The sequence below is a fragment of the Arthrobacter sp. genome (genome assembly GCF_031179385.1).
GTDB lineage: Bacteria > Actinomycetota > Actinomycetes > Actinomycetales > Micrococcaceae > Arthrobacter_D.
Genome location: NZ_JAPSHV010000050.1, coordinates 1 through 19,137, shown reverse-complemented (window position 1 = coordinate 19,137; position 19,137 = coordinate 1). Strand labels below are relative to the sequence as shown.

Below are 19,137 nucleotides of genomic sequence, written 5' to 3'. Positions count from 1 at the left end.
GGGTGATCAACTTGTTTCATGACTATGAAGGAGCAGTTCCCTCCGGATGCTGATGGTGCGCGGATTGGGCTGACATCGGTGTGGGAGGGTTCCTCGGTGCCGGCTCCTGCCGGTCCGCGTGGACACGTGCATCTCCCGCCGGTGGATTCCTTCGACCTGTCGGGGGCGGTGGATGCGTTGGTTCTGGTCAATGAGTTACAGTCCTGGGCTGAAGCGCAGAAGGTGAAGCTGGTGAACCGGATCCGGGAGCATTACCGGGTGAAGGCCTTGCTGCAGTACGAGGTGAGTGGTGCCGCCGAGGAAGAGGCTTCGTTTCACGCCGCTGAGGAGGTGGGTGCGGCGCTGCGCCTTCCCACCCGAACCGCGAGGGCCCTGGTCGAGTCCAGCGAGCGTCTAGTCCACGCGTATCAGCGCACGTTCATCGGGTTGGAGTCCGGGAAGCTCTCATGGCGCCACGCCGCGACGATCGTGGAGGAATGCGTCGGCGTCCCGTCCGATGCCGTTGCCCGGTTCGAGGAGGAGCTGATCGATACGGCCGAGCACTCCACGGTGGCGAAGCTGACCCGGCAGGCGCGCGGACTGCGGCAGATCTTGCACCGGGAAGCGGCCCCGGAACGTAAATCACGTGCGGAAGCCGAGCGGCGTGTGGTGCTGGAACCTGCCGCTGATGGGATGGCCTGGTTGAGCGCTTACCTGCCCGCCGAGCAGGCCTGCGGGATCTACAACCGGATCGACGCCGGAGCCCGCTTCCTCCAGGACCCGGACGAGGACCGCACCCTCACACAACTGCGTGCCGATGTGTTTACCGACCTGCTCACGCATACCTGCGCCAGCGACCCCAGCACCGGGGCGGGCTTCCGTGGCGTGGGTGCCACGGTCCACATCACTGTCCCGGCCCTGGCCGTCCTGAACCAATTACCCGGTGCCGGTAGCGAAGGGCCCGGCTCCGAGACCGCCTACGGGGCTGACCATACTGGGAGTGGTGGCGAATCGGCCTCCGCTGACCAGCGCCTGTACGCGGTCCTGGAAGGCTACGGTCCGATCGACACTGACACCGCAGCCCGTCTCGCCGCCCACGCGCCGTCCTTCACCCGCATCCTGACCCACCCGGAAACAGGAGCGGCGCTATCCATCGGCCGGACCGCGTACCGGCCACCCAAACACCTTCAGGACTGGGTCCGTGTCCGCGACAAAACCTGCCGACACCCCGGCTGCAACCGGGCAGCAACCGCCACCGAGATCGACCACACCATCCCCTGGCACCAGGGAGGGTCAACCACCCACACCAACCTTGCCTGTCTGTGCAGCAAACACCACACGCTCAAAACCAACGAACACTGGCATTACAGGCAACCCGAACCCGGAACCATCATCACCTCCTCGCCAGCCGGCAAAACCTACACCACCCAACCGCCACCCTTCTGAGCCGAGAGCGGTGCCGGCGGTGCCGACCTGTTTCCGGACGGCCTCGGGTGCTTAGGCGCCTGGGGTGCTTGTACAGGGGCCGGTTTCCCAACTTCAGAACGAACGGCTTCAGTGCGAATGGCGCGGCCTGTCGAGTGCGCGGGGCGTCGCGTCGTCGTGCCCGGATTTACACCCCTCTGGCACTCGCCTTGACCGAGTGCTAACCGTTTGCATAAAGTCAGACTTGGCACTCTCGCTATGAGGGTGCTAATCCTTCGAGGATGCGCCAACCGGCACCGCGACGACGGTCAGCGCCTGCTCGATACCCCGATTCATTCAAACCAAGTGAAGGAGAGGTCCGAGTGTCGGTCTCTATCAAGCCTCTTGAAGATCGTATTGTTGTCCGCCCGCTGGAAGGCGAGCAGACCACCGCTTCCGGTCTGGTCATCCCGGACACCGCCAAGGAAAAGCCCCAGGAGGGCGAGGTCGTCGCAGTAGGCCCCGGCCGCGTTGACGACAACGGCAACCGCGTTCCGGTCGACGTTGCTGAAGGCGACGTCGTCATCTACTCCAAGTACGGCGGAACCGAGGTCAAGCACGGCGGCCAGGAGTTCCTGGTTCTCTCCGCTCGCGACGTTCTGGCGATCGTCGTCAAGTAGTTGTGCAGAAGAACCCCGGTCGAATCAGGCCGGGGTTCTTTCCTGTAAGTACACATCCCTGCACACGCCTGAAAGGAACGTAACAAACAATGGCAAAGCAGTTGGAGTTTAACGACGCCGCTCGCCGCTCGCTGGAAGCCGGCGTCGACAAGCTGGCCGACACCGTCAAGGTGACGCTCGGCCCCCGCGGACGCAACGTCGTCCTCGACAAGAAGTGGGGCGCCCCCACCATCACGAACGACGGCGTGACCATCGCCCGTGAGGTTGAGCTGGACGACCCGTACGAAAACCTCGGCGCTCAGCTCGCCAAGGAAGTTGCCACCAAGACCAACGACGTCGCCGGTGACGGTACGACGACGGCCACTGTCCTCGCACAGGCACTGGTCAAGGAAGGCCTGCGCAACGTTGCAGCCGGTGCAGCACCGGGTGCATTGAAGCGCGGCATTGAAGTTTCCATCGAAGCCGTTGCGGAGCGCCTGCTGGAGAACGCCCGCGAGGTCGTCGGGAAGCAGACCGCAAACGTTGCCGCCATCTCGGCCCAGAGCCAGGAAGTCGGCGACCTGCTCGCCGAAGCGTTCGAGAAGGTCGGCAAGGACGGCGTCATCACGATCGAGGAATCCTCGACCACGCAGACCGAGCTGGTCCTCACCGAAGGTATGCAGTTCGACAAGGGCTTCCTGAGCCCCTACTTCGTCACCGACGCCGAGCGTCAGGAAGCCGTCCTCGAAGACGCACTGATCCTGATCAACTCCGGCAAAATCTCCGCTCTGCAGGAATTCCTGCCGTTGCTGGAGAAGGCGCTGCAGGCCGGTAAGCCGCTGTTCATCATCGCCGAAGACATCGAAGGCGAAGCACTGTCCACCCTCGTGGTCAACAAGATCCGCGGAACTCTGAACGTGGTTGCGGTCAAGGCTCCCGGTTTCGGTGACCGCCGCAAGGCCATGCTCCAGGACATCGCCACTCTCACCGGTGCGCAGGTTGTTTCCCCGGATCTCGGGCTGAAGCTGGACCAGGTCGGCCTCGAGGTGATGGGATCGGCACGCCGTATCACCGTTACCAAGGACAACACCACCATCGTTGACGGTGCCGGCAGCGAGCAGGATGTTGCCGATCGTGTTTCGCAGATCCGCGCCGAGGTTGAGCGCACCGATTCTGACTGGGACCGTGAGAAGCTCCAGGAGCGTCTCGCGAAGCTGGCCGGCGGCGTCGGCGTCATCAAGGTCGGAGCAGCCACCGAGGTTGAGCTCAAGGAAAAGAAGCACCGCATCGAGGACGCAGTGTCCTCAACCCGCGCCGCCCTTGAAGAGGGCATCGTGGCAGGCGGCGGTTCTGCCCTGATCCACGCGTCGAAGGTCCTCGACGAGGACCCGAACGTTCTCAAGCTTGAGGGCGATGCGGCAACCGCCGTCGGTCTCGTCCGCCGCGCTCTCGTCCAGCCGCTGCGCTGGATCGCCGAGAACGCGGGCTTCGAAGGTTACGTTGTCATCGACAAGGTCAGCCAGCTCGAGGTCGGCCACGGCTTCAATGCCGTCTCCGGAGAGTACGAGAACCTGGTCGACGCCGGCATCATTGACCCGGTCAAGGTCACCCGCTCCGCACTGCGCAACGCAGCGTCAATCGCCGCGCTGGTCCTCACCACCGAAACACTGGTGGTCGAGAAGCCGGCCGACGACGAAGAGCACGGTCACGGCCACAGCCACTAGCTGCAACTGCAACTGTGCCCCTGCGACGCCCCGGTCCCTCGGACCGGGGCGTCGTTGTCTTCATCACCGACGCCAGCGTCAGTGAATTTGATCACTCGATAGGGCGCCGAAAAGCCGGTGACACCCGGGATCACCAACTTTGCGTGCTGTGCCCGGCGGGCACAGGCTTGATGAAAGCGCGGTGGTCGAATCGCCCGGAATAGGGAGCGCCGTCCGTTCGTTACGATAGAACCCGCACAACCGGCGGATCGAAGCCGGTGGTCCCGTCCTCCACATCCCCCTGAAAGAGGCGCCGCGTTGAGCGAACAGTCGACTCCCCATGATCCCTTTGGCTTCGTCGGCCTGACCTACGACGACGTCCTTCTGCTGCCCGGCCACACCGACGTCATCCCGTCGGAAGCCGACACCAGCTCTCGGGTGTCCAAGCGCATCATCGTTCAGACCCCGCTGCTGTCCTCCGCCATGGACACGGTGACCGAAGCCCGCATGGCCGTGGCAATGGCGCGTCAGGGTGGCCTCGGTGTCATCCACCGCAACCTTTCGATCGCCGACCAGGCCGAGCAGGTTGACCGCGTGAAGCGCAGCGAGTCGGGCATGATCACCAACCCGGTCACCATCGGCCCCGACGCAACCCTCCGCGAGCTCGATGACCTGTGCGGTCACTACCGCGTGTCCGGACTCCCAGTGGTCGACGGCCAGGGCAAGCTTCTCGGCATCGTCACCAACCGCGACACCCGCTTCGTGTCCGAATCGGAATTCCCCCACCGTCTGGTCCGTGAAGTGATGACCCCGATGCCGCTGGTTACCGGCCACGTCGGCATCAGTGGCGAGGACGCTATCGGCCTCCTTGGCAAGAACAAGATCGAGAAACTGCCGCTGGTCGACGACGACGGCGTCCTCCGGGGCCTCATCACCGTCAAGGACTTCACCAAGGCGGAGCAGTATCCGCTGTCAACCAAGGACGACGAAGGCCGCCTCCGCGTCGGAGCAGCCATCGGCTTCTTCGGTGACGGTTGGGAGCGCGCCATGGCACTGGTCGACGCCGGTGTGGATGCGCTCTTCGTGGACACCGCCAACGGCCACAGCGCCGGCGTGCTGGAGATGATCGCCCGGCTGAAGGCAGAGAAGTCCGCCGCGCATGTCGACATCATCGGCGGCCAGGCTGCCACCCGCGAAGGCGCCCAGGCACTGATCGACGCCGGTGCCGACGGCATCAAGGTGGGCGTGGGTCCCGGATCCATCTGCACCACCCGTGTTGTGGCGGGTGTCGGCGTTCCTCAGGTCACGGCCATTTACGAGTCGGCGAAGGCCGCCATTCCTGCCGGTGTACCCCTGATCGCCGACGGCGGTCTCCAATACTCGGGCGACATCGGGAAGGCACTGGTCGCCGGTGCTGACACCGTGATGCTCGGCTCCCTCCTCGCGGGTTCGGCCGAGGCACCGGGTGAGCTGATCTTCGTCAACGGCAAGCAGTACAAGACCTACCGCGGCATGGGCTCCCTGGGTGCAATGCAGACCCGCGGCAAGAACACCTCGTACTCCAAGGACCGCTACTCGCAGGGCGATGTGATCGGCGATGACAAGCTCATTCCCGAAGGCGTCGAAGGCCGCGTGGCCTACCGCGGGCCGCTGTCGTCGGTTGCGCACCAGTTGGTTGGCGGCCTCCGTCAGACCATGTTCTACACGGGCGCACGCACCATTCCTGAGCTGAAGGCCAAGGGCAAGTTCGTGCGGATCACTTCGGCTGGTCTGAAGGAGTCACACCCGCACGACATCCAGATGACGGTGGAAGCACCTAACTACGGCTCCAAGTAGCCCCCGAGCACGCAAAAGCGCCGGTGCCGTGCAGCATCGTGGGATTAGTTCCACGAACCTGCACGGCACCGGCGCTTTTGTCTTCCCTGGAGCGCTTGACGTGCTCCTATAGCGGTCCGAACTGCAGGCTGCCGCCCTGGCCTTCGTGCGTCAGGGCCAATTCCTCCAACGACTGCCTCAGCTCGGGTTCACTTTCGATCCGGGTGCGGAAGAGACGCGTTGCATTCTCGATGTGCCATGCGGGAATGAGGAGGGTCCCGGCAAAGAATGCGATGACGAAGAATACGCCGATAACGGCGCCGGCAACGGAACCCGGACTGAGGCTCGCTTCCCCGGAGAGTCCGAGCGCCACCATGATCCCGCACGAGCCGAGGGCCACCAGAGCAACTCCCGTCCAGGCACCACTCACCCTACGCGGAGCCCTCGACGACGCCGGGTGGCTGGACGAAGGGACCTTCCTGCTCCGCCGACGGGCCTGAAGTACCGCTGCAATGGCGCCGGTGATCAGGGCACCCGCAACGGCGTAGGGAACAGCGTCCGGTGCGGCGAAGGCAGATATCACTGCAATCAGAGCCAGCCATGCGCACCAGAAGTACATCATGAGGCAGGTTGCCCGGCTCTGTGCATCATTGAGCGCCATGCGCCTCAGGATGCTTGTGGTGCCCTGCCCGGAGGAACTGAGTTGGGGTGACATCCAATACTCAAGGGGACGCGAATACTGGTTCACGCCGAGCCTTCCGTAGGGCGATCCAGATCCAGTGCTTCCTCGAACAGTTTCAGCGCATCGGATTCGCTGACTTCGCGCTGGGTGGCTTCGTCACCTTCACCTGTAGCCAGATGCCATGCGCCCGATTCATCGACCAGCAGGTTCGCTGTCCTGGGTTCGACGCCCAGGCCATGGTGCTTGATCTGTGCGGCCACCGGACGGGGTTGAGGGCGACCGTTCGCCTCCGAACCAGGGCCTGAGTTGCGCAGGTAGTGCGCTGCTGCGTCGACCCCGAACTTCAGGACAGGATGATCGTTCTTCAGCGGGGTGAATCCGTGCGTGCCGTTTCCGTTCACGTTCGCCACGAAGACACCTCCCGCGGAGGCGACGACGAACATCACGTGATTGCCGTTGGGGGTCAGCAGGGCGATCTCGAGCCACTCGCCGGCGGTAGCCATGACGGCCGCAATGAATTCCGCTGGTCCCGAAACGACGAGGTCATCACCGTTCATCTGGGCCAAACCCCGCACCAGGAGCGTCGTCATGCCGGCTTTGGTCAGCTGCTCGTTGTCCGCCAGGGGAGTGAGTCGGAAGATGTCGCGACTCAGCGTGATCGACTCGCCTTCATTGAAGGCCAGGAGGGCGAGGATTTCGTGTTCCGTCAGCTGCAGTGAGTCCGTGGTGGTCAATGCTCTCTCCGGGATCGATGGGTTTTGGCAGGGTTCTCTTCACGACGCTACTATCCGAAGGCCCAGTTCCATGCATCTTCGGCTCCCTCTGCGAGGGCGTCTGCGCCATCGGAGATGACGTCGCCCGCATCGGATGCAAAGTCGGTAATTCGTTCCGTGACCGGAACGTCCCCGGACAGAAACTGCGCACCGGCCCAAACAAGCGAGGCCGCTGCGAAGAAGGGAGCAGCGGGGGTGGGTGTGAGGCTGCCCGCAGCGAGGATGGTGGTGATGGCGCCATCCGCGACTACATGGCCGTCTCCCGACTGGATGCCCTGATAGGCCTGTCCCAGACCGGTCAGGATACTCAGTCCGCCGGCGAACTTGCCCGCGAGGTTCAAGGCGTTGAGAGTCTGGGTTCCGCGCAGGTATCCCACGCCGGCCGCGGTGCCAAAGTCGTCCGTCAGCAGACCGGCACGGTACATCGCGTTCAGGAGGCGCTCCGAGGAGAAGCCGCCGGCAGAGGTGACCCAGTTCGCGATCTGGAACGGCGGCCATGCGCCCAGATCGCCCACCGCGTTCCCGAACAGGTCGAGAAGATTCTCATTCCCGGAGCCTTCGGTACTGCCGCCGTCCGCGCTCGCGCGTGTCCCGTCAAAGCCGCCGGCACCGCCGCCCTCGTCACTCGCCGCTTCCTGATCGTCCGCCTGGCCCATCAGTGCACGGGACTGCGTTTCGAGCATCGCCGCAGCCTGATGCAGTTGCACCCGGAAGCTGGAATGCCACTGCGAACGGAAGCGATCCGCGTCGCCGCCCTGCCACGGGACACCGTTCAGCGCCGCCGTGATGGTTTGATCGGCGGAGGTGATCGTGTGGCCGAAATTCCCCATGGACTGGGCGAGGCTGCGCAACTGTTCCGGGTTCGCGCCGAGCGTCTCACTTGTCATGTTCTGACTGTAAGCACCAATGCCAATCCGCGGCGATGGGCAGGTCTCCCCGCTGGGATAACCTAGACCGGTGACTTACGAGATTGAGATCGGCCGAAGCAAGCGCGGACGCAGGGCGTATTCCCTCGATGACATTGCAGTGGTCCCGTCCCGCCGGACCCGTGACCCGCTGGACGTCTCGGTGCAGTGGCAGATCGACGCCTATCAGTTCGAGATGCCGGTCATCGCGGCGCCGATGGACTCCGTGATGTCGCCGTCCACCGCCATCACCATGGGCGAGCTCGGCGGCCTTGGCGTACTCAACCTCGAGGGCCTCTGGACCCGCTATGAGGATCCGGAGCCCGTGCTGGAAGAGATCGCCTCGCTCTCCACGGAAAGCTTCAGCCCCGCTGCAACCCGCCGCATGCAGGAATTGTATGAGGCGCCCATCCAGGCCGAACTGATCACCAGTCGCCTGGCCGAGATCCGCGAAGCCGGCGTCACGGTCGCAGGGTCCCTGACCCCGCAGCGTACGCAGGAGTTCTACAAGACGGTCCTGGCTGCCGGTGTCGACATCTTCGTCATCCGCGGCACCACAGTGTCCGCCGAACACGTCTCCAAGAATGATGAACCGCTCAACCTCAAGCAGTTCATCTACGAACTCGATGTCCCGGTGATCGTCGGCGGGGCCGCCGGTTACACACCGGCGCTGCACCTCATGCGCACCGGTGCAGCAGGCGTGCTGGTCGGCTTCGGCGGAGGAGCGACGACGACGACGCGGCGCGCCCTGGGCATCCACTCGCCCCTTGCCTCGGCCATCTCCGACGTCGCAGCCGCCCGCCGCGACTACCTTGACGAATCAGGCGGCCGGTACGTCCACGTCATCGCAGACGGTGGAATGGGAGCAAGCGGCGACATCATCAAGGCCATCGCAGTTGGCGCGGACGCCGTCATGCTCGGCTCTGCATTGGCGCGGGCCGAGGAAGCCCCCGGAAAGGGTTGGCACTGGGGGCAGGAAGCGCATCACAGCGAACTTCCCCGGGGCGATCGGGTCAACGTCGGCACCGTCGGGCCGCTCAAGGAAGTGCTATGGGGACCCTCGCATCACACTGACGGCTCGTCGAACATGATCGGTGCGCTGCGCCGCGCAATGGCCACCACCGGGTATTCAGACCTCAAGGAGTTCCAGCGGGTGGAGGTCGTGCTGTCGCCCTACCTTTCGAACGGCTAATTGCCTAAAGTTGGGGAACCAATCCGCAACAACGAAGGTGGATAACGGCCATGACCAGAGGTGCACTCAGCCCGCAGCAGCGCGAAGAATCTCTCGCCGCACTGAAGTCCACGACCCAACCCGGCAAGGAACTGGACATCCTGATCGTGGGAGGCGGCGTCGTCGGCGTCGGCTCCGCCCTCGATGCAGTGACGCGGGGCCTCGATGTAGGGATTGTCGAGGCCCGGGACTGGGCAGCAGGCACATCCTCTCGGTCTTCAAAGCTGATCCATGGCGGGTTACGCTACCTCGAAATGCTCGATTTCGCCCTGGTGCAGGAGGCGCTGAAGGAACGCGGGCTGCTGATCCAGCGAATCGCACCGCACCTGGTCCGCCCCGTGCCTTTCCTGTACCCGTTGACCAAGCGTTTCATCGAGCGTCCGTACGTCGGGGCGGGCATCATCCTCTACGACACCATGGGCATGACGTCCGGCAACTCGCGCGGTGTCCCCATGCACAAGCACCTCACCCGCAGGGGAACGCTTCGGGCCGCGCCAAGCCTCAAGGATGACGCCATGGTCGGCTCCATCCGCTACTACGATGCCCAGGTCGACGACGCACGCTACGTGGTCAACATGATGCGCACCGCCGCGTCGTACGGAGCGAAGGCCGCGAACCGGGTCTCGGTCGAAAACTTCCTTCGGGAAGGCGAGCGCGTGGTCGGAGCACGCGTCAAGGACCAGGAGACCGGCGAGGAATTCGACATCCGCGCGAAGCAGATAGTCAATGCGACGGGCGTCTGGACCGACGAGACACAGGCCATGGTCACCGACCGCGGTCAACTGAAGGTCCGGGCGTCCAAGGGCATCCACCTCGTGGTGCCGCGGGATCGCTTTCAGTCGACCGTCGGACTCATCCTCCGCACCGAGAAATCGGTCCTGTTCGTCATCCCCTGGGGACGGCACTGGATCATCGGCACCACTGACACCGACTGGGACCTGGACAAGGCGCATCCGGCAGCATCGTCGTCGGACATCGACTACATCCTCGAACATGTCAACCGGGTGCTGAAGCGGCCGCTGACGCGGGAAGACGTCGAAGGTGTCTATGCGGGCCTGCGTCCGCTCCTCGCAGGGGAGAACGACTCCACTGCCAAGCTTTCCCGCGAACACGTGGTCGCGCACCCGGTGCCGGGCCTGGTGGTGGTAGCCGGCGGCAAGTGGACCACGTACCGGGTCATGGCGAAGGACGCAGTGGATGAAGCATCGCGCGCCCTCGACGAGCGGGTCCCTGACAGTTGCACCGAGACAGTTCCCCTGCTGGGGGCTGAGGGGTACAAGGCAGCCTGGAACAAGCGGGCACGGATGGCCGAAGAAGCCGGTGTCCACGTAGCGCGCGTCGAGCATCTACTGCAGCGGTACGGAACTGACGCTCACCATGTGCTCTCACTCATCAGGGAGAACCCGACACTCGCCGAGCCGCTGCCTGGAGCCGATGACTATCTCGGCGCCGAGGTGGTCTTCGCGACCACCTATGAGGACGCCCGCCACGTCGACGATGTCCTGACCCGCCGAACCCGCATCTCGATCGAATCCTGGGACCGCGGCGTATCAGCGGCCCCCGTTGTCGCCGACCTCATGGCGCCCCACCTGAACTGGAGTGAAGCGCAAATCGACCGCGAGGTTAAGCACTACCTCGCACGGGTCGAAGCCGAGAGGCTGAGCCAGCAGCAGCCCGACGACGTCTCAGCCGACAGCGCACGCATGGGAGTCGAAGACATCGTGCCGCTAAGCTAGTACCCGGATCGGCGCGCCGGTCAGGCACTGGCGTCGGGCGCATCCGTCCTGACGTAAAGTTCCCGAATTTCCCGTGAGAGGCCGGTTGTGACACCCCTCGACCTGCATGACGCCGAATTGACCACACCGGAGATGGTGATCCTCGACATGGTGGCGGAGGATAAGGCCGACGCCGCTGCCCAGTTGGCTGCCCGCTTGCATGCGTGCGGGCGGATTTCAGACCTTGAGGCCTTCCTCGCGCAGGTCAACTCGCGCGAGCACCAGATGGCCACGGGACTGCCCGGCGGCATCGGCATGCCGCACGCCAGAAGCGATTACGTGAACCAGACCTCGATCGCAGTGGGTGTCACCCGCTACGGACACAGCCTTGATTTCGGAGCGATCGACGGACCGGCAACCCTGATCCTCCTGATCGCCACACCGGCAGGGTCCTTCTCGGAGCATCTGGAGGTGCTCGCCACGCTGGCGCGGTCCCTGTTCAAGGAGAACTTCCGCGAATCGCTCCGCAGGGCGCACGACGCCGAAGTGATCAGTGAGCTCATCAACTCCTCCCTGGTGTTCTTCGACCACTGATCAATCCGGAACTATGGCGCCTATTCAGTTCGCCAGGAACGCCACAAAGCGGCATACGATCCCCCGAGCGCCAACAGCTCGTCATGGGAACCGAGTTCCGTAATGTTGCCGTTTTCCACCACAGCCACCCGGTCGGCGTCGTGAGCGGTGTGGAGACGGTGGGCAATGGCGACGACGGTACGTCCTTCCAGCACCGCGCTGAGCGATCGCTCGAGGTCGCGGGCAGCCTGCGGGTCAATCAAGGACGTTGCCTCATCAAGTACCAGTGTGTGCGGGTCCGCCAGGACCAACCGTGCCAGTGCAACTTCCTGCGCCTGCGCCGGCGTTAGCTCGTAGGCACCGGATCCCACCTCCGTCTCCAGCCCTTCAGGCAAGGCGCGCGCCCAGGTCAGGGCGCCGACGTCGTCGAGGGCCTTTTCAATCTCGGGCGTTGAGGCGTCGGCCTTCCCGAGCCGGATGTTGTCGGCCAGCGAGCCGACGAACACGTGGTGCTCCTGGGTGACCAGCGCAACCTCGCGGCGCAGTGCATCCAGGGGTCGATCCACCAACGGCACTCCACCCACTGTCACGGACCCTGCCGTGGGCGGATGGACACCGGCGATCAGCCGCCCCAGCGTCGATTTACCGGCTCCTGACGGACCCACCATTGCCAGCCGTTCGCCGCGCCGCAGTGTGAGGTCAACGCCGTGCAGAACGTCGTGTCCGGGCCGGTAGGCGTAGCGTGCGCCTGAGACCGTGATGTCCTCTGATTCCGGTTGCTCGCCGGTGGCCGTCCGGTCTGCTGGCACGTTCTTGATGCCGATGATCCGCGCCAATGACGCTGCACCCACCTGGATTTCATCCGTCCACATGATCAACAGATCCACCGGGTCGATGAGGCGAACCGCAAACAGCGCCACGGTTGCCACGGCACCCGGACTCACCACATCATTCGCAGCCAGCCAGCTGCCCCACAGAAGGACACCTGCCACCGGAAGCCAGAAGGCCGTGTCCGCAGCAGGGAAGAGCACCGACCGCAGCCACAGGGTGTATCGCTCCGCTGCGAAACTGCCCGAAAGCGCCTCGTCCATCCTGTCCCGGCGCAGGGCTCCGAGACCGAGCGCATCGACCGTCCGGGCGCCCTCGATCGTTTCCGTGATCGACCCGTTGACTACGGCATAGCTCTCCCGCTCGGCCTTGTAGCCGGCGGAACTGCGCTTGAGGTACCACCTCGTCGCCGGGTAGAGCAGTGGAACGCCGACCAAGAGTGCGAGCGACAGCAGGGGAGAGGTCAGGATCGCGGCGGCCAGCGTGATGAAGATGGTCACCACCGAAACCACGACCTGCGGAACGCCGAAACGGACGGTGTGCGAGACCGAGTCGACGTCGTTGGTGGTTCGCGAGACAAGGTCACCGGTGCCGGCCTTCTCCACGGTGGACAGCGGCAGCGAGGTGACCTGCGCCATGAAGTCCTCCCGCAGTTCTGCGAAGACCCTCTCCCCGAAAATCATGCCGGCACGGACTGCGAGCATGCGCAGGAGCGCCTGAACCACCAGGAAACCCAGCATCAGCAACGACATCGATGCGATGAATCCCGAGGTGGTTCCGGCAACCACGGCATCCACCACTTCGCCGAGGATGAACGGCCCAACCAGTCCCGCGGCTGCCGAACCGACATACAGGAGGACAACCTTGGCGAGCCCGCCGCGGTGCTGACGGATGAGGCGCAGGGACTCAGCTTTCACCTCACGGGCGTCGGCGACCGGCAGTTTGTCGGACGCCTCACTGCCCTGATCGGCCATTGGTTCCAATACCTGGGTGTCACTCACTGCGGATCACCACATTCCGGTAGGCGGGGTTCGAGGACATCAGCTCCTGATGTGTTCCTTCAGCTCGGCGGCGGCCATCCTCAAGGAAGACAACGTGGTCCATGGCTCCGAGCATCAACGGGCTGGCAGTGACGACGACGGTGGTTGCGCCACCGGCGCGGCGCGCCCCTCCCAGGCGCTCAGCGATCCGCGATTCGGTGTGTGCATCGACCGCGCTCGTCGGTTCGATCAGCACGAGCGTCTCGGCATCGGTCAGTAGCGCCCTGGCGAGGACCAGGCGCTGTCGCTGTCCGCCGGAGAAGCCTCGACCGCGTTCCGTGACCATGGAGTCCAGGCCTGCATCCAGTCCGTCAAGGATGTCCAGCGCACTTGCCGCCTCCAGGGCCGCGAGGATTTCCGCGTCGCTGTGCCGCCCATGGGGATCGAGTTGGCTGCGCAAGGTTCCGGTGAACAGTTGCGGGTTCGCTTCGCTCACGACAATCCGGCGACGTACCTCATCGAGGGGAATCTCGTGCAGCGCTGCGTCACCCCAACGGACCAGTGCTTCCCTCAGCACGGCGTCGTCGAAACGGCCCAGCCGCACTGCAAGGTCAGCTGAAGCCGCGGGGTCGGCTGAAACCAGCGCGGTCAGCCTTCCCGGAGTGAGCACAACATCGCTCGAGGTGTCTACAAGGGGAGCGGGCCCGGAGGGAGCGGGGGCTGCGGCGTCGTCAGTGACGTTCGCGTCCACCGAAAGCACGGTGATGATCTTCCGGGCGCCCACAAGCGCGCGGATGGAGTGCGAAACCCCGTCAGCTGCGCTCCTGATGGGCGTCATCAGGAATATCGAGTAGCCGAACAATGCGACCAACTGTCCCGGCTCAATTGCACCCTCCAGGACCAGGGTGGCACCTACCCAGGTGAACACCACACTGAAGGCGCCGGCGATGAATACCTGCGAGGCTTCGAGGGTGGCCAGCGAGCCGGCAACCCTGATGCCGGCGTCGCGGGTTTCTGCGGACCGCGTCCGGTATCTGCCAACAAAGATGTGTTCGCCTCCGATTCCTCGCAGTACGCGGAGACCGGCAACCGTATCCGCACCAACGGCGGTCATCTTTCCTGAGGCCTCGCGCTGTTCGCGCTGCCGTGCCTGCAGCGGACGCACCACGAAGAGCAGCAGCGCGCAGCACACCGGAACTCCGATGAGCACAACAACGGCCAGCGTCACCGAGCTCAAAGCGATCAGCGCACAAACCACAAGCCAGGACACTAGCGCTCCTGCGAGCCGGGCGGCTACATAGAAGATTTCGCCGAGCCGCATCGCATCCGATGCCGCCGTCGACACCACCTCCCCGGTGGAAAGCCGCTGCGGAAGCGCATCCCCGGTGCGGGTGATCTTGTACCCCACGAGACGGATCGACTTGAAGGCGGCCTGCATCCAATTGCTGATTGCAGCGCGGTGCGCGAGCATGCCGGCGAAGGCCTGGCCGATCGTAAGCGCTACCAGGATGCCCGCCCACAGGAACAACGCGTCCCAGTTCCGCCCGATGATGCCCTGATCGATGGCGCGGCCCAATGCGAACGGGACCACCGCCTGCGCCACCATCAGGAGCGTTTCCAGTACGACGGCGCCGGCCAGCGTGCCCTTCTGCCTGGACGCAAGCCACACCAGATAGCGGGAGGGTGACCGGAGATTGGGGGGACCCGGGTCTGGGTAGGGATATGAGCGCACGACAGTCCATCGTAGCGACTAATCCTCCGAAGTGATAGATAATTCCCAATCACTTCTGGGAAGTGATATCCATCTCGCTTCGCGGGCTGCAATTCGTTCCGTTTGGACGGCAGCGAGTACCGTTAAGAAGTGTTGAAAACCGCGCTCAAGCCGCGATGGATCCTCTCCCTGGTCCTCGCCATGGCTATCGCCGCGCTTTTCGTACTGCTGAGCCAGTGGCAGTTTTCGCGGTCGCAGGACTCCGCTCCGCCGCCCCCGAGCACCACCGAGGTCGTCCGGCCCCTTACCGAGGTTTTCCAGCCCGGCGTGCCCATGACTGCCGGCATTGCAGACCAGATGGTCCGCATGGAAGGCACTTTCCTGCCGGACACCCGGGTGCTGGTGCAGACCAGGTTGCAGGGAGACCGCGACGGTTTGTGGGTGGTCTCTGCGTTCGAAGTAGACGGTTCCGGAGAGCCGGCCGCCGTGATTCCGGTGGTCCATGGCTGGATCCCCGATCCGGACTCGTCCTCCCAGGTTCCGGAAAGCGTCGGCGCGGGCATTGTCGAGGGACGGTTACTTCCTTCAGAGGCACCGGTGGTCCAGCGTCCTGTTCCCGGTCAGGTTCCTACACTCTCTGTCGCGCAACTCATCAATGTGTGGGACGTACCCGTCATGTATTCCGGCTTCGTGGTGTCTTTCGAAACCGCCCTGAACGGCAGCACCGCCCAGCCGGAGGCGCCTCTAGAGGCCGTCCGTGTCGGACCGCAGCCGCAGGAGACGCCGATCAACTGGCTGAACATCTTTTACGCCGTGGAGTGGTTCGTCTTCGCAGGCTTCGCCTTCTTCCTGTGGTGGCGGCTTGTCGCTGACGATCACCGGCGCACGCTGGAAGAGGAACTCGACCGGCACAGCGGCATCGACGACGCCTTTCCCAACGAATCCAGCCAGAACGAACCCACCACCGACGAGGTAAGAACGTGACCGAATCTGCACCCGCGAAGAGTCCGGCCGGCAAGCGCCGTTTCGGAGGAACCCACGCGCAAATCCTCTCAGCGCTCAGCTTCTATAAAGTACTCGCCTACGCCACCGGCGTCATGCTGCTGCTGGTCGTCGTGGAGATGGTGGCCAAGTACGGGTTTGGGGCAGAGATCATCGCCGGAGGATCAGCCGGAGCCCTTGGACTCGTCGAGGAAGCCCAGGTTGACGGCGCGGGCGGCTTCAACCTGTCGACGGCGGTCCTCATCGTCCACGGCTGGCTGTACGTGGTGTACCTCATCGCCGATTTCAGGCTCTGGCAGTTCATGCGCTGGCCGTTCTCCCAGTTCGTCATCATTGCCCTCGGCGGCGTGGTCCCGCTGCTGTCGTTCATCGTCGAGAAGCGCGTCCACCGCCGTGTCGAAGAAGAACTCGCCGCCCACCCCGAAGCAAAGACGAGGTACTGACAAGATGATGTGCAGCCTTACGCCCACTACCACTATTGTTGACGCGTGACTACCCCCGCTTCCGCTCCTGAACATCCGCCCGTACTCGTTGTCGATTACGGCGCGCAGTACGCCCAGTTGATTGCGCGCCGCGTTCGGGAAGCGGATGTCTACTCGGAGATCGTCCCGCACACTCTCAGCACTGAGGAGATGCTGGCACGCAATCCTGTGGCCATCATTCTCTCCGGGGGCCCGTCCAGCGTGTACGCAGAAGATGCTCCCCGCGTGGACCCTGAACTGTTTGACGCCGGTGTGCCTGTCCTCGGTATTTGCTACGGCTTCCAGGCCATGGCGTCTGCGCTCGGCGGTACGGTCGCGAAGACCGGCCTGCGCGAATACGGTTCCACCGACGTCACAGTCGCCAATGGTGCGCGGTCCATCCTCGAGGGGACTCCTGACCACCAGAACGCCTGGATGAGCCACGGTGATTCGGTGCATGAAGCGCCCGCGGGCTTCGAGGTTCTGGCCAGCACGGCAGGAGCGCCGGTCGCGGCATTCGCACATGAAGGCAAGCAGCTGTACGGCGTGCAGTGGCACCCTGAGGTCAAGCACTCCGCCCACGGTCAGCAGGTACTGGAAAACTTCCTGTTCAAAGGAGCGCGCCTTCATCCCAACTGGACCACCGGCGACATCGTCGAGGAACAGGTCGAGCGAATCCGCCAGCAAGTGGGCGATGCCCGGGTGATCTGCGGACTTTCCGGTGGCGTGGACTCGGCTGTTGCGGCGGCTCTGGTTCAGCGCGCGGTCGGCGATCAGCTGACCTGTGTGTTCGTTGACCACGGGCTGCTCCGTGAAGGTGAAGCAGAGCAGGTGGAGCGCGACTTCGTCGCCGCCACCGGCGTCAACCTCTACGTCGCGAACGAGCAGAAACGCTTCCTCGACGCCCTTGAGGGTGTGGAGGATCCGGAAACCAAGCGCAAAATCATCGGACGCGAGTTCATTCGCGCATTCGAAGAGGCTGAGCGCGCCATCATCGCCGACGCTGAGGCGCACGGGGAGAAGATCCGATTCCTCGTTCAGGGCACGCTGTATCCGGATGTCGTCGAATCCGGCGGCGGTGAGGGGGCGGCCAACATCAAGAGCCATCACAACGTCGGCGGGCTCCCGGAAGACCTGCAGTTCGAGCTCGTGGAGCCGCTGCGCACTCTTTTCAAGGACGAGGTCCGTGCCGTCGGCGCGCAGCTCGGCCTCCCGGCGGAGATTGTGGGACGCCAGCCGTTCCCGGGCCCGGGCCTTGGAATTCGCATCGTGGGGTCCGTCAACCAGGAGCGCCTTGAGCTGCTCCGTAAGGCTGACGCCATCGCGCGTGCCGAGCTCACTGCCGCGGGTCTCGATAACGAAGTCTGGCAGATGCCGGTCGTTCTCCTCGCCGACGTACGAAGCGTCGGTGTCCAGGGCGACGGCCGGACCTATGGGCACCCGATTGTGCTCCGTCCGGTGTCCAGCGAGGATGCGATGACCGCGGACTGGTCGCGGCTGCCGTATGAGCTGCTTGCCCGGATCTCCAACCGGATCACCAACGAGGTCGACGGCGTCAACCGCGTTGTCCTCGACGTGACGAGCAAGCCGCCGGGCACCATCGAGTGGGAGTAAGGCCGGCGCCCGCAACGGGCGTCGGTGAGGCACATGGACCGGCAGGTAAATTCCCGCCGGTCCGCGTTGCTTGCAGGGTCTGCGAGGCAGCGTCGGATAGCTTGTAAGACATGCCTATCTGGTCAAGATCAGGCCGTGAGGCCGTAGGGAAGAGGACAACCGTGCCGGAGCTGGATGCCGGGGACTCCGCTGAGGACTTCCTCATTCCGTGGCTGCGCAGGCTCGGTCCCCACGCAGGGACGGACACGCTGCTGCACTTCACGCCGTCGCGCTCCAACAGCATCGACCTCACCCATGCCCATCCGTCCGGTCTGGCGCAGCTCCTGGCCGGCCGGCGTACGCGGTTGTCAACGCTCCTTCGTGATTCAGACCAGTACGCCGCCGCCATGAAGGCTGCGCGGCTGCTGCGCGCCAAAGTGTATGAACTTGCCACTGAGCGCGGTATCGACGTCGGTTACCTGGCCGCCGGTACTGCCTCCTGGCGCACAGTGGACGACGACGGCCGCACAGACTCGCTGACCGCGCCGGTCCTCCTGACCTCCGTTGCGCTGACGGTGCACAGCTCCCAGGACGACTACGAGCTTCAGCTCACGGAAAAGGCCCGGCTCAACCCGGCGCTGGTGCGTACGCTGCACAAGGATCACGGCATCGACTTCGATCCCGACGCCGTTGCTCAGCTCGCCTACAGCACCGCGCGTTTCGATCCCCATCCGGTGCTGGATCGGCTCCGCGCACTGACCGACAACGTCCGCGGCATGACCGTCGAGCACCACATCCTCGTGTCGACCTTTGCGGACCTCGCCGACGTCGGAGCTGATACCGCAGTCCGTCCGGACCATCCACTCCTCGCCGCACTCATGGATGCGGCCCGTGAGGGTATCGACACTCCGTCCGGTGCTGAGGCGCCGTCCCGGGATACCCCGCTCGATGAGCGGCACCCATCCACCGAATTCCTGATCCTTGACGCAGATCCCGGACAGCAGCGCGTCCTCGACGCTGTCGCCGCAGGGGGTTCCGTGGTCGTCTCCGCTCCTCCCGGGACGGGGCAGACCCAGACAGCCCTGAACACAGCTGCGGCATTGGCGGAGCAGGGCAAGAGCGT

Annotated in this window: 16 protein-coding genes; 11 read left to right on the top strand and 5 right to left on the bottom strand. The window is 64.4% G+C overall.

Features of this window, described 5'->3' with window-relative positions; all coding sequences use genetic code 11:
* Positions 1-18 precede the first annotated feature (18 nt).
* The 4 genes from RIF85_RS08890 (at position 19) to guaB (ending at position 5,581) form a co-directional block, all read left to right on the top strand.
* Positions 19-1,425, top strand: coding sequence for a DUF222 domain-containing protein (locus RIF85_RS08890; protein ID WP_309071551.1), 1,407 nt, complete (start codon positions 19-21; stop codon positions 1,423-1,425).
* Positions 1,426-1,766: 341 nt separating this feature from the next.
* Positions 1,767-2,063 (top strand): co-chaperone GroES, encoded by a 297-nt coding sequence (groES, locus tag RIF85_RS08885; RefSeq protein WP_309071550.1) that lies wholly within the window; start codon positions 1,767-1,769, stop codon positions 2,061-2,063.
* 89 nt (positions 2,064-2,152) lie between these two features.
* Positions 2,153-3,766 (top strand): chaperonin GroEL, encoded by a 1,614-nt coding sequence (gene groL, locus RIF85_RS08880; protein WP_309071549.1) that lies wholly within the window; start codon positions 2,153-2,155, stop codon positions 3,764-3,766.
* Between the two features lie 297 nt (positions 3,767-4,063).
* A complete protein-coding gene (guaB, locus tag RIF85_RS08875; protein WP_309071548.1) occupies positions 4,064-5,581 on the top strand; it encodes an IMP dehydrogenase in 1,518 nt (505 codons plus the stop codon).
* A 106-nt stretch (positions 5,582-5,687) separates the two neighbouring features.
* On the opposite strand, the gene RIF85_RS08870 is transcribed toward guaB, so the two are convergent.
* From RIF85_RS08870 to RIF85_RS08860, 3 genes are all read right to left on the bottom strand, one after another.
* On the bottom strand, positions 5,688-6,221 hold the full coding sequence (locus RIF85_RS08870; protein ID WP_309071547.1) for a hypothetical protein: 534 nt from the start codon (positions 6,219-6,221) through the stop codon (positions 5,688-5,690).
* Between the two features lie 83 nt (positions 6,222-6,304).
* Entirely contained in the window at positions 6,305-6,976 is a 672-nt protein-coding gene (locus tag RIF85_RS08865; protein ID WP_309071546.1) for a hypothetical protein, read from the bottom strand.
* A gap of 50 nt (positions 6,977-7,026) precedes the next feature.
* Entirely contained in the window at positions 7,027-7,902 is an 876-nt protein-coding gene (locus tag RIF85_RS08860) for a hypothetical protein (RefSeq protein WP_309071545.1), read from the bottom strand.
* A gap of 70 nt (positions 7,903-7,972) precedes the next feature.
* On the opposite strand from RIF85_RS08860, the gene RIF85_RS08855 reads away from it, so the two are divergent.
* The 3 genes from RIF85_RS08855 (at position 7,973) to RIF85_RS08845 (ending at position 11,460) form a co-directional block, all read left to right on the top strand.
* Positions 7,973-9,112, top strand: a complete 1,140-nt coding sequence (locus RIF85_RS08855) for a GuaB3 family IMP dehydrogenase-related protein (RefSeq protein WP_309071544.1) — start codon at positions 7,973-7,975, stop codon at positions 9,110-9,112.
* 50 nt (positions 9,113-9,162) lie between these two features.
* Positions 9,163-10,887 (top strand): glycerol-3-phosphate dehydrogenase/oxidase, encoded by a 1,725-nt coding sequence (locus RIF85_RS08850; RefSeq protein ID WP_309071543.1) that lies wholly within the window; start codon positions 9,163-9,165, stop codon positions 10,885-10,887.
* An 87-nt stretch (positions 10,888-10,974) separates the two neighbouring features.
* Positions 10,975-11,460 (top strand): PTS sugar transporter subunit IIA, encoded by a 486-nt coding sequence (locus tag RIF85_RS08845; RefSeq protein WP_309071542.1) that lies wholly within the window; start codon positions 10,975-10,977, stop codon positions 11,458-11,460.
* Positions 11,461-11,480: 20 nt separating this feature from the next.
* On the opposite strand, the gene RIF85_RS08840 is transcribed toward RIF85_RS08845, so the two are convergent.
* Complete coding sequence (locus RIF85_RS08840) at positions 11,481-13,241, bottom strand: ABC transporter ATP-binding protein (protein WP_309071552.1); 1,761 nt, start codon at positions 13,239-13,241, stop codon at positions 11,481-11,483.
* 19 nt (positions 13,242-13,260) lie between these two features.
* Positions 13,261-14,979, bottom strand: a complete 1,719-nt coding sequence (locus RIF85_RS08835) for an ABC transporter ATP-binding protein (protein WP_309071541.1) — start codon at positions 14,977-14,979, stop codon at positions 13,261-13,263.
* A gap of 129 nt (positions 14,980-15,108) precedes the next feature.
* Here RIF85_RS08835 and RIF85_RS08830 point away from each other — a divergent pair, with 129 nt between their 5' ends.
* From RIF85_RS08830 to RIF85_RS08815, 4 genes are all read left to right on the top strand, one after another.
* The gene (locus RIF85_RS08830; protein WP_309071540.1) at positions 15,109-15,942 is read left to right on the top strand and encodes an SURF1 family cytochrome oxidase biogenesis protein; all 834 of its coding nucleotides are present in this window, start codon (positions 15,109-15,111) and stop codon (positions 15,940-15,942) included.
* Entirely contained in the window at positions 15,939-16,403 is a 465-nt protein-coding gene (locus RIF85_RS08825; protein ID WP_309071539.1) for a DUF3817 domain-containing protein, read from the top strand. The genes RIF85_RS08830 and RIF85_RS08825 overlap by 4 nt, the downstream gene beginning before the upstream one ends.
* A gap of 45 nt (positions 16,404-16,448) precedes the next feature.
* Positions 16,449-18,035 carry a glutamine-hydrolyzing GMP synthase gene (guaA, locus tag RIF85_RS08820; protein ID WP_309071538.1) on the top strand — a complete coding sequence of 529 codons (1,587 nt, stop codon included), beginning with the start codon at positions 16,449-16,451 and terminating at the stop codon, positions 18,033-18,035.
* A gap of 161 nt (positions 18,036-18,196) precedes the next feature.
* The coding region (locus RIF85_RS08815; RefSeq protein ID WP_309071537.1) for a DUF4011 domain-containing protein at positions 18,197-19,137 on the top strand (941 nt) is incomplete at its 3' end.

Coding starts and splice junctions, on each gene's coding strand:
- RIF85_RS08890 (WP_309071551.1), top strand. CDS start 19: ATGACTATGAAGGAGCAGTTCCCTCCGGATGCTGATGGTGCGCGGATT.
- groL (WP_309071549.1), top strand. CDS start 2,153: ATGGCAAAGCAGTTGGAGTTTAACGACGCCGCTCGCCGCTCGCTGGAA.
- RIF85_RS08870 (WP_309071547.1), bottom strand. CDS start 6,221: ATGGCGCTCAATGATGCACAGAGCCGGGCAACCTGCCTCATGATGTAC.
- RIF85_RS08860 (WP_309071545.1), bottom strand. CDS start 7,902: ATGACAAGTGAGACGCTCGGCGCGAACCCGGAACAGTTGCGCAGCCTC.
- RIF85_RS08850 (WP_309071543.1), top strand. CDS start 9,163: ATGACCAGAGGTGCACTCAGCCCGCAGCAGCGCGAAGAATCTCTCGCC.
- RIF85_RS08840 (WP_309071552.1), bottom strand. CDS start 13,241: ATGGCCGATCAGGGCAGTGAGGCGTCCGACAAACTGCCGGTCGCCGAC.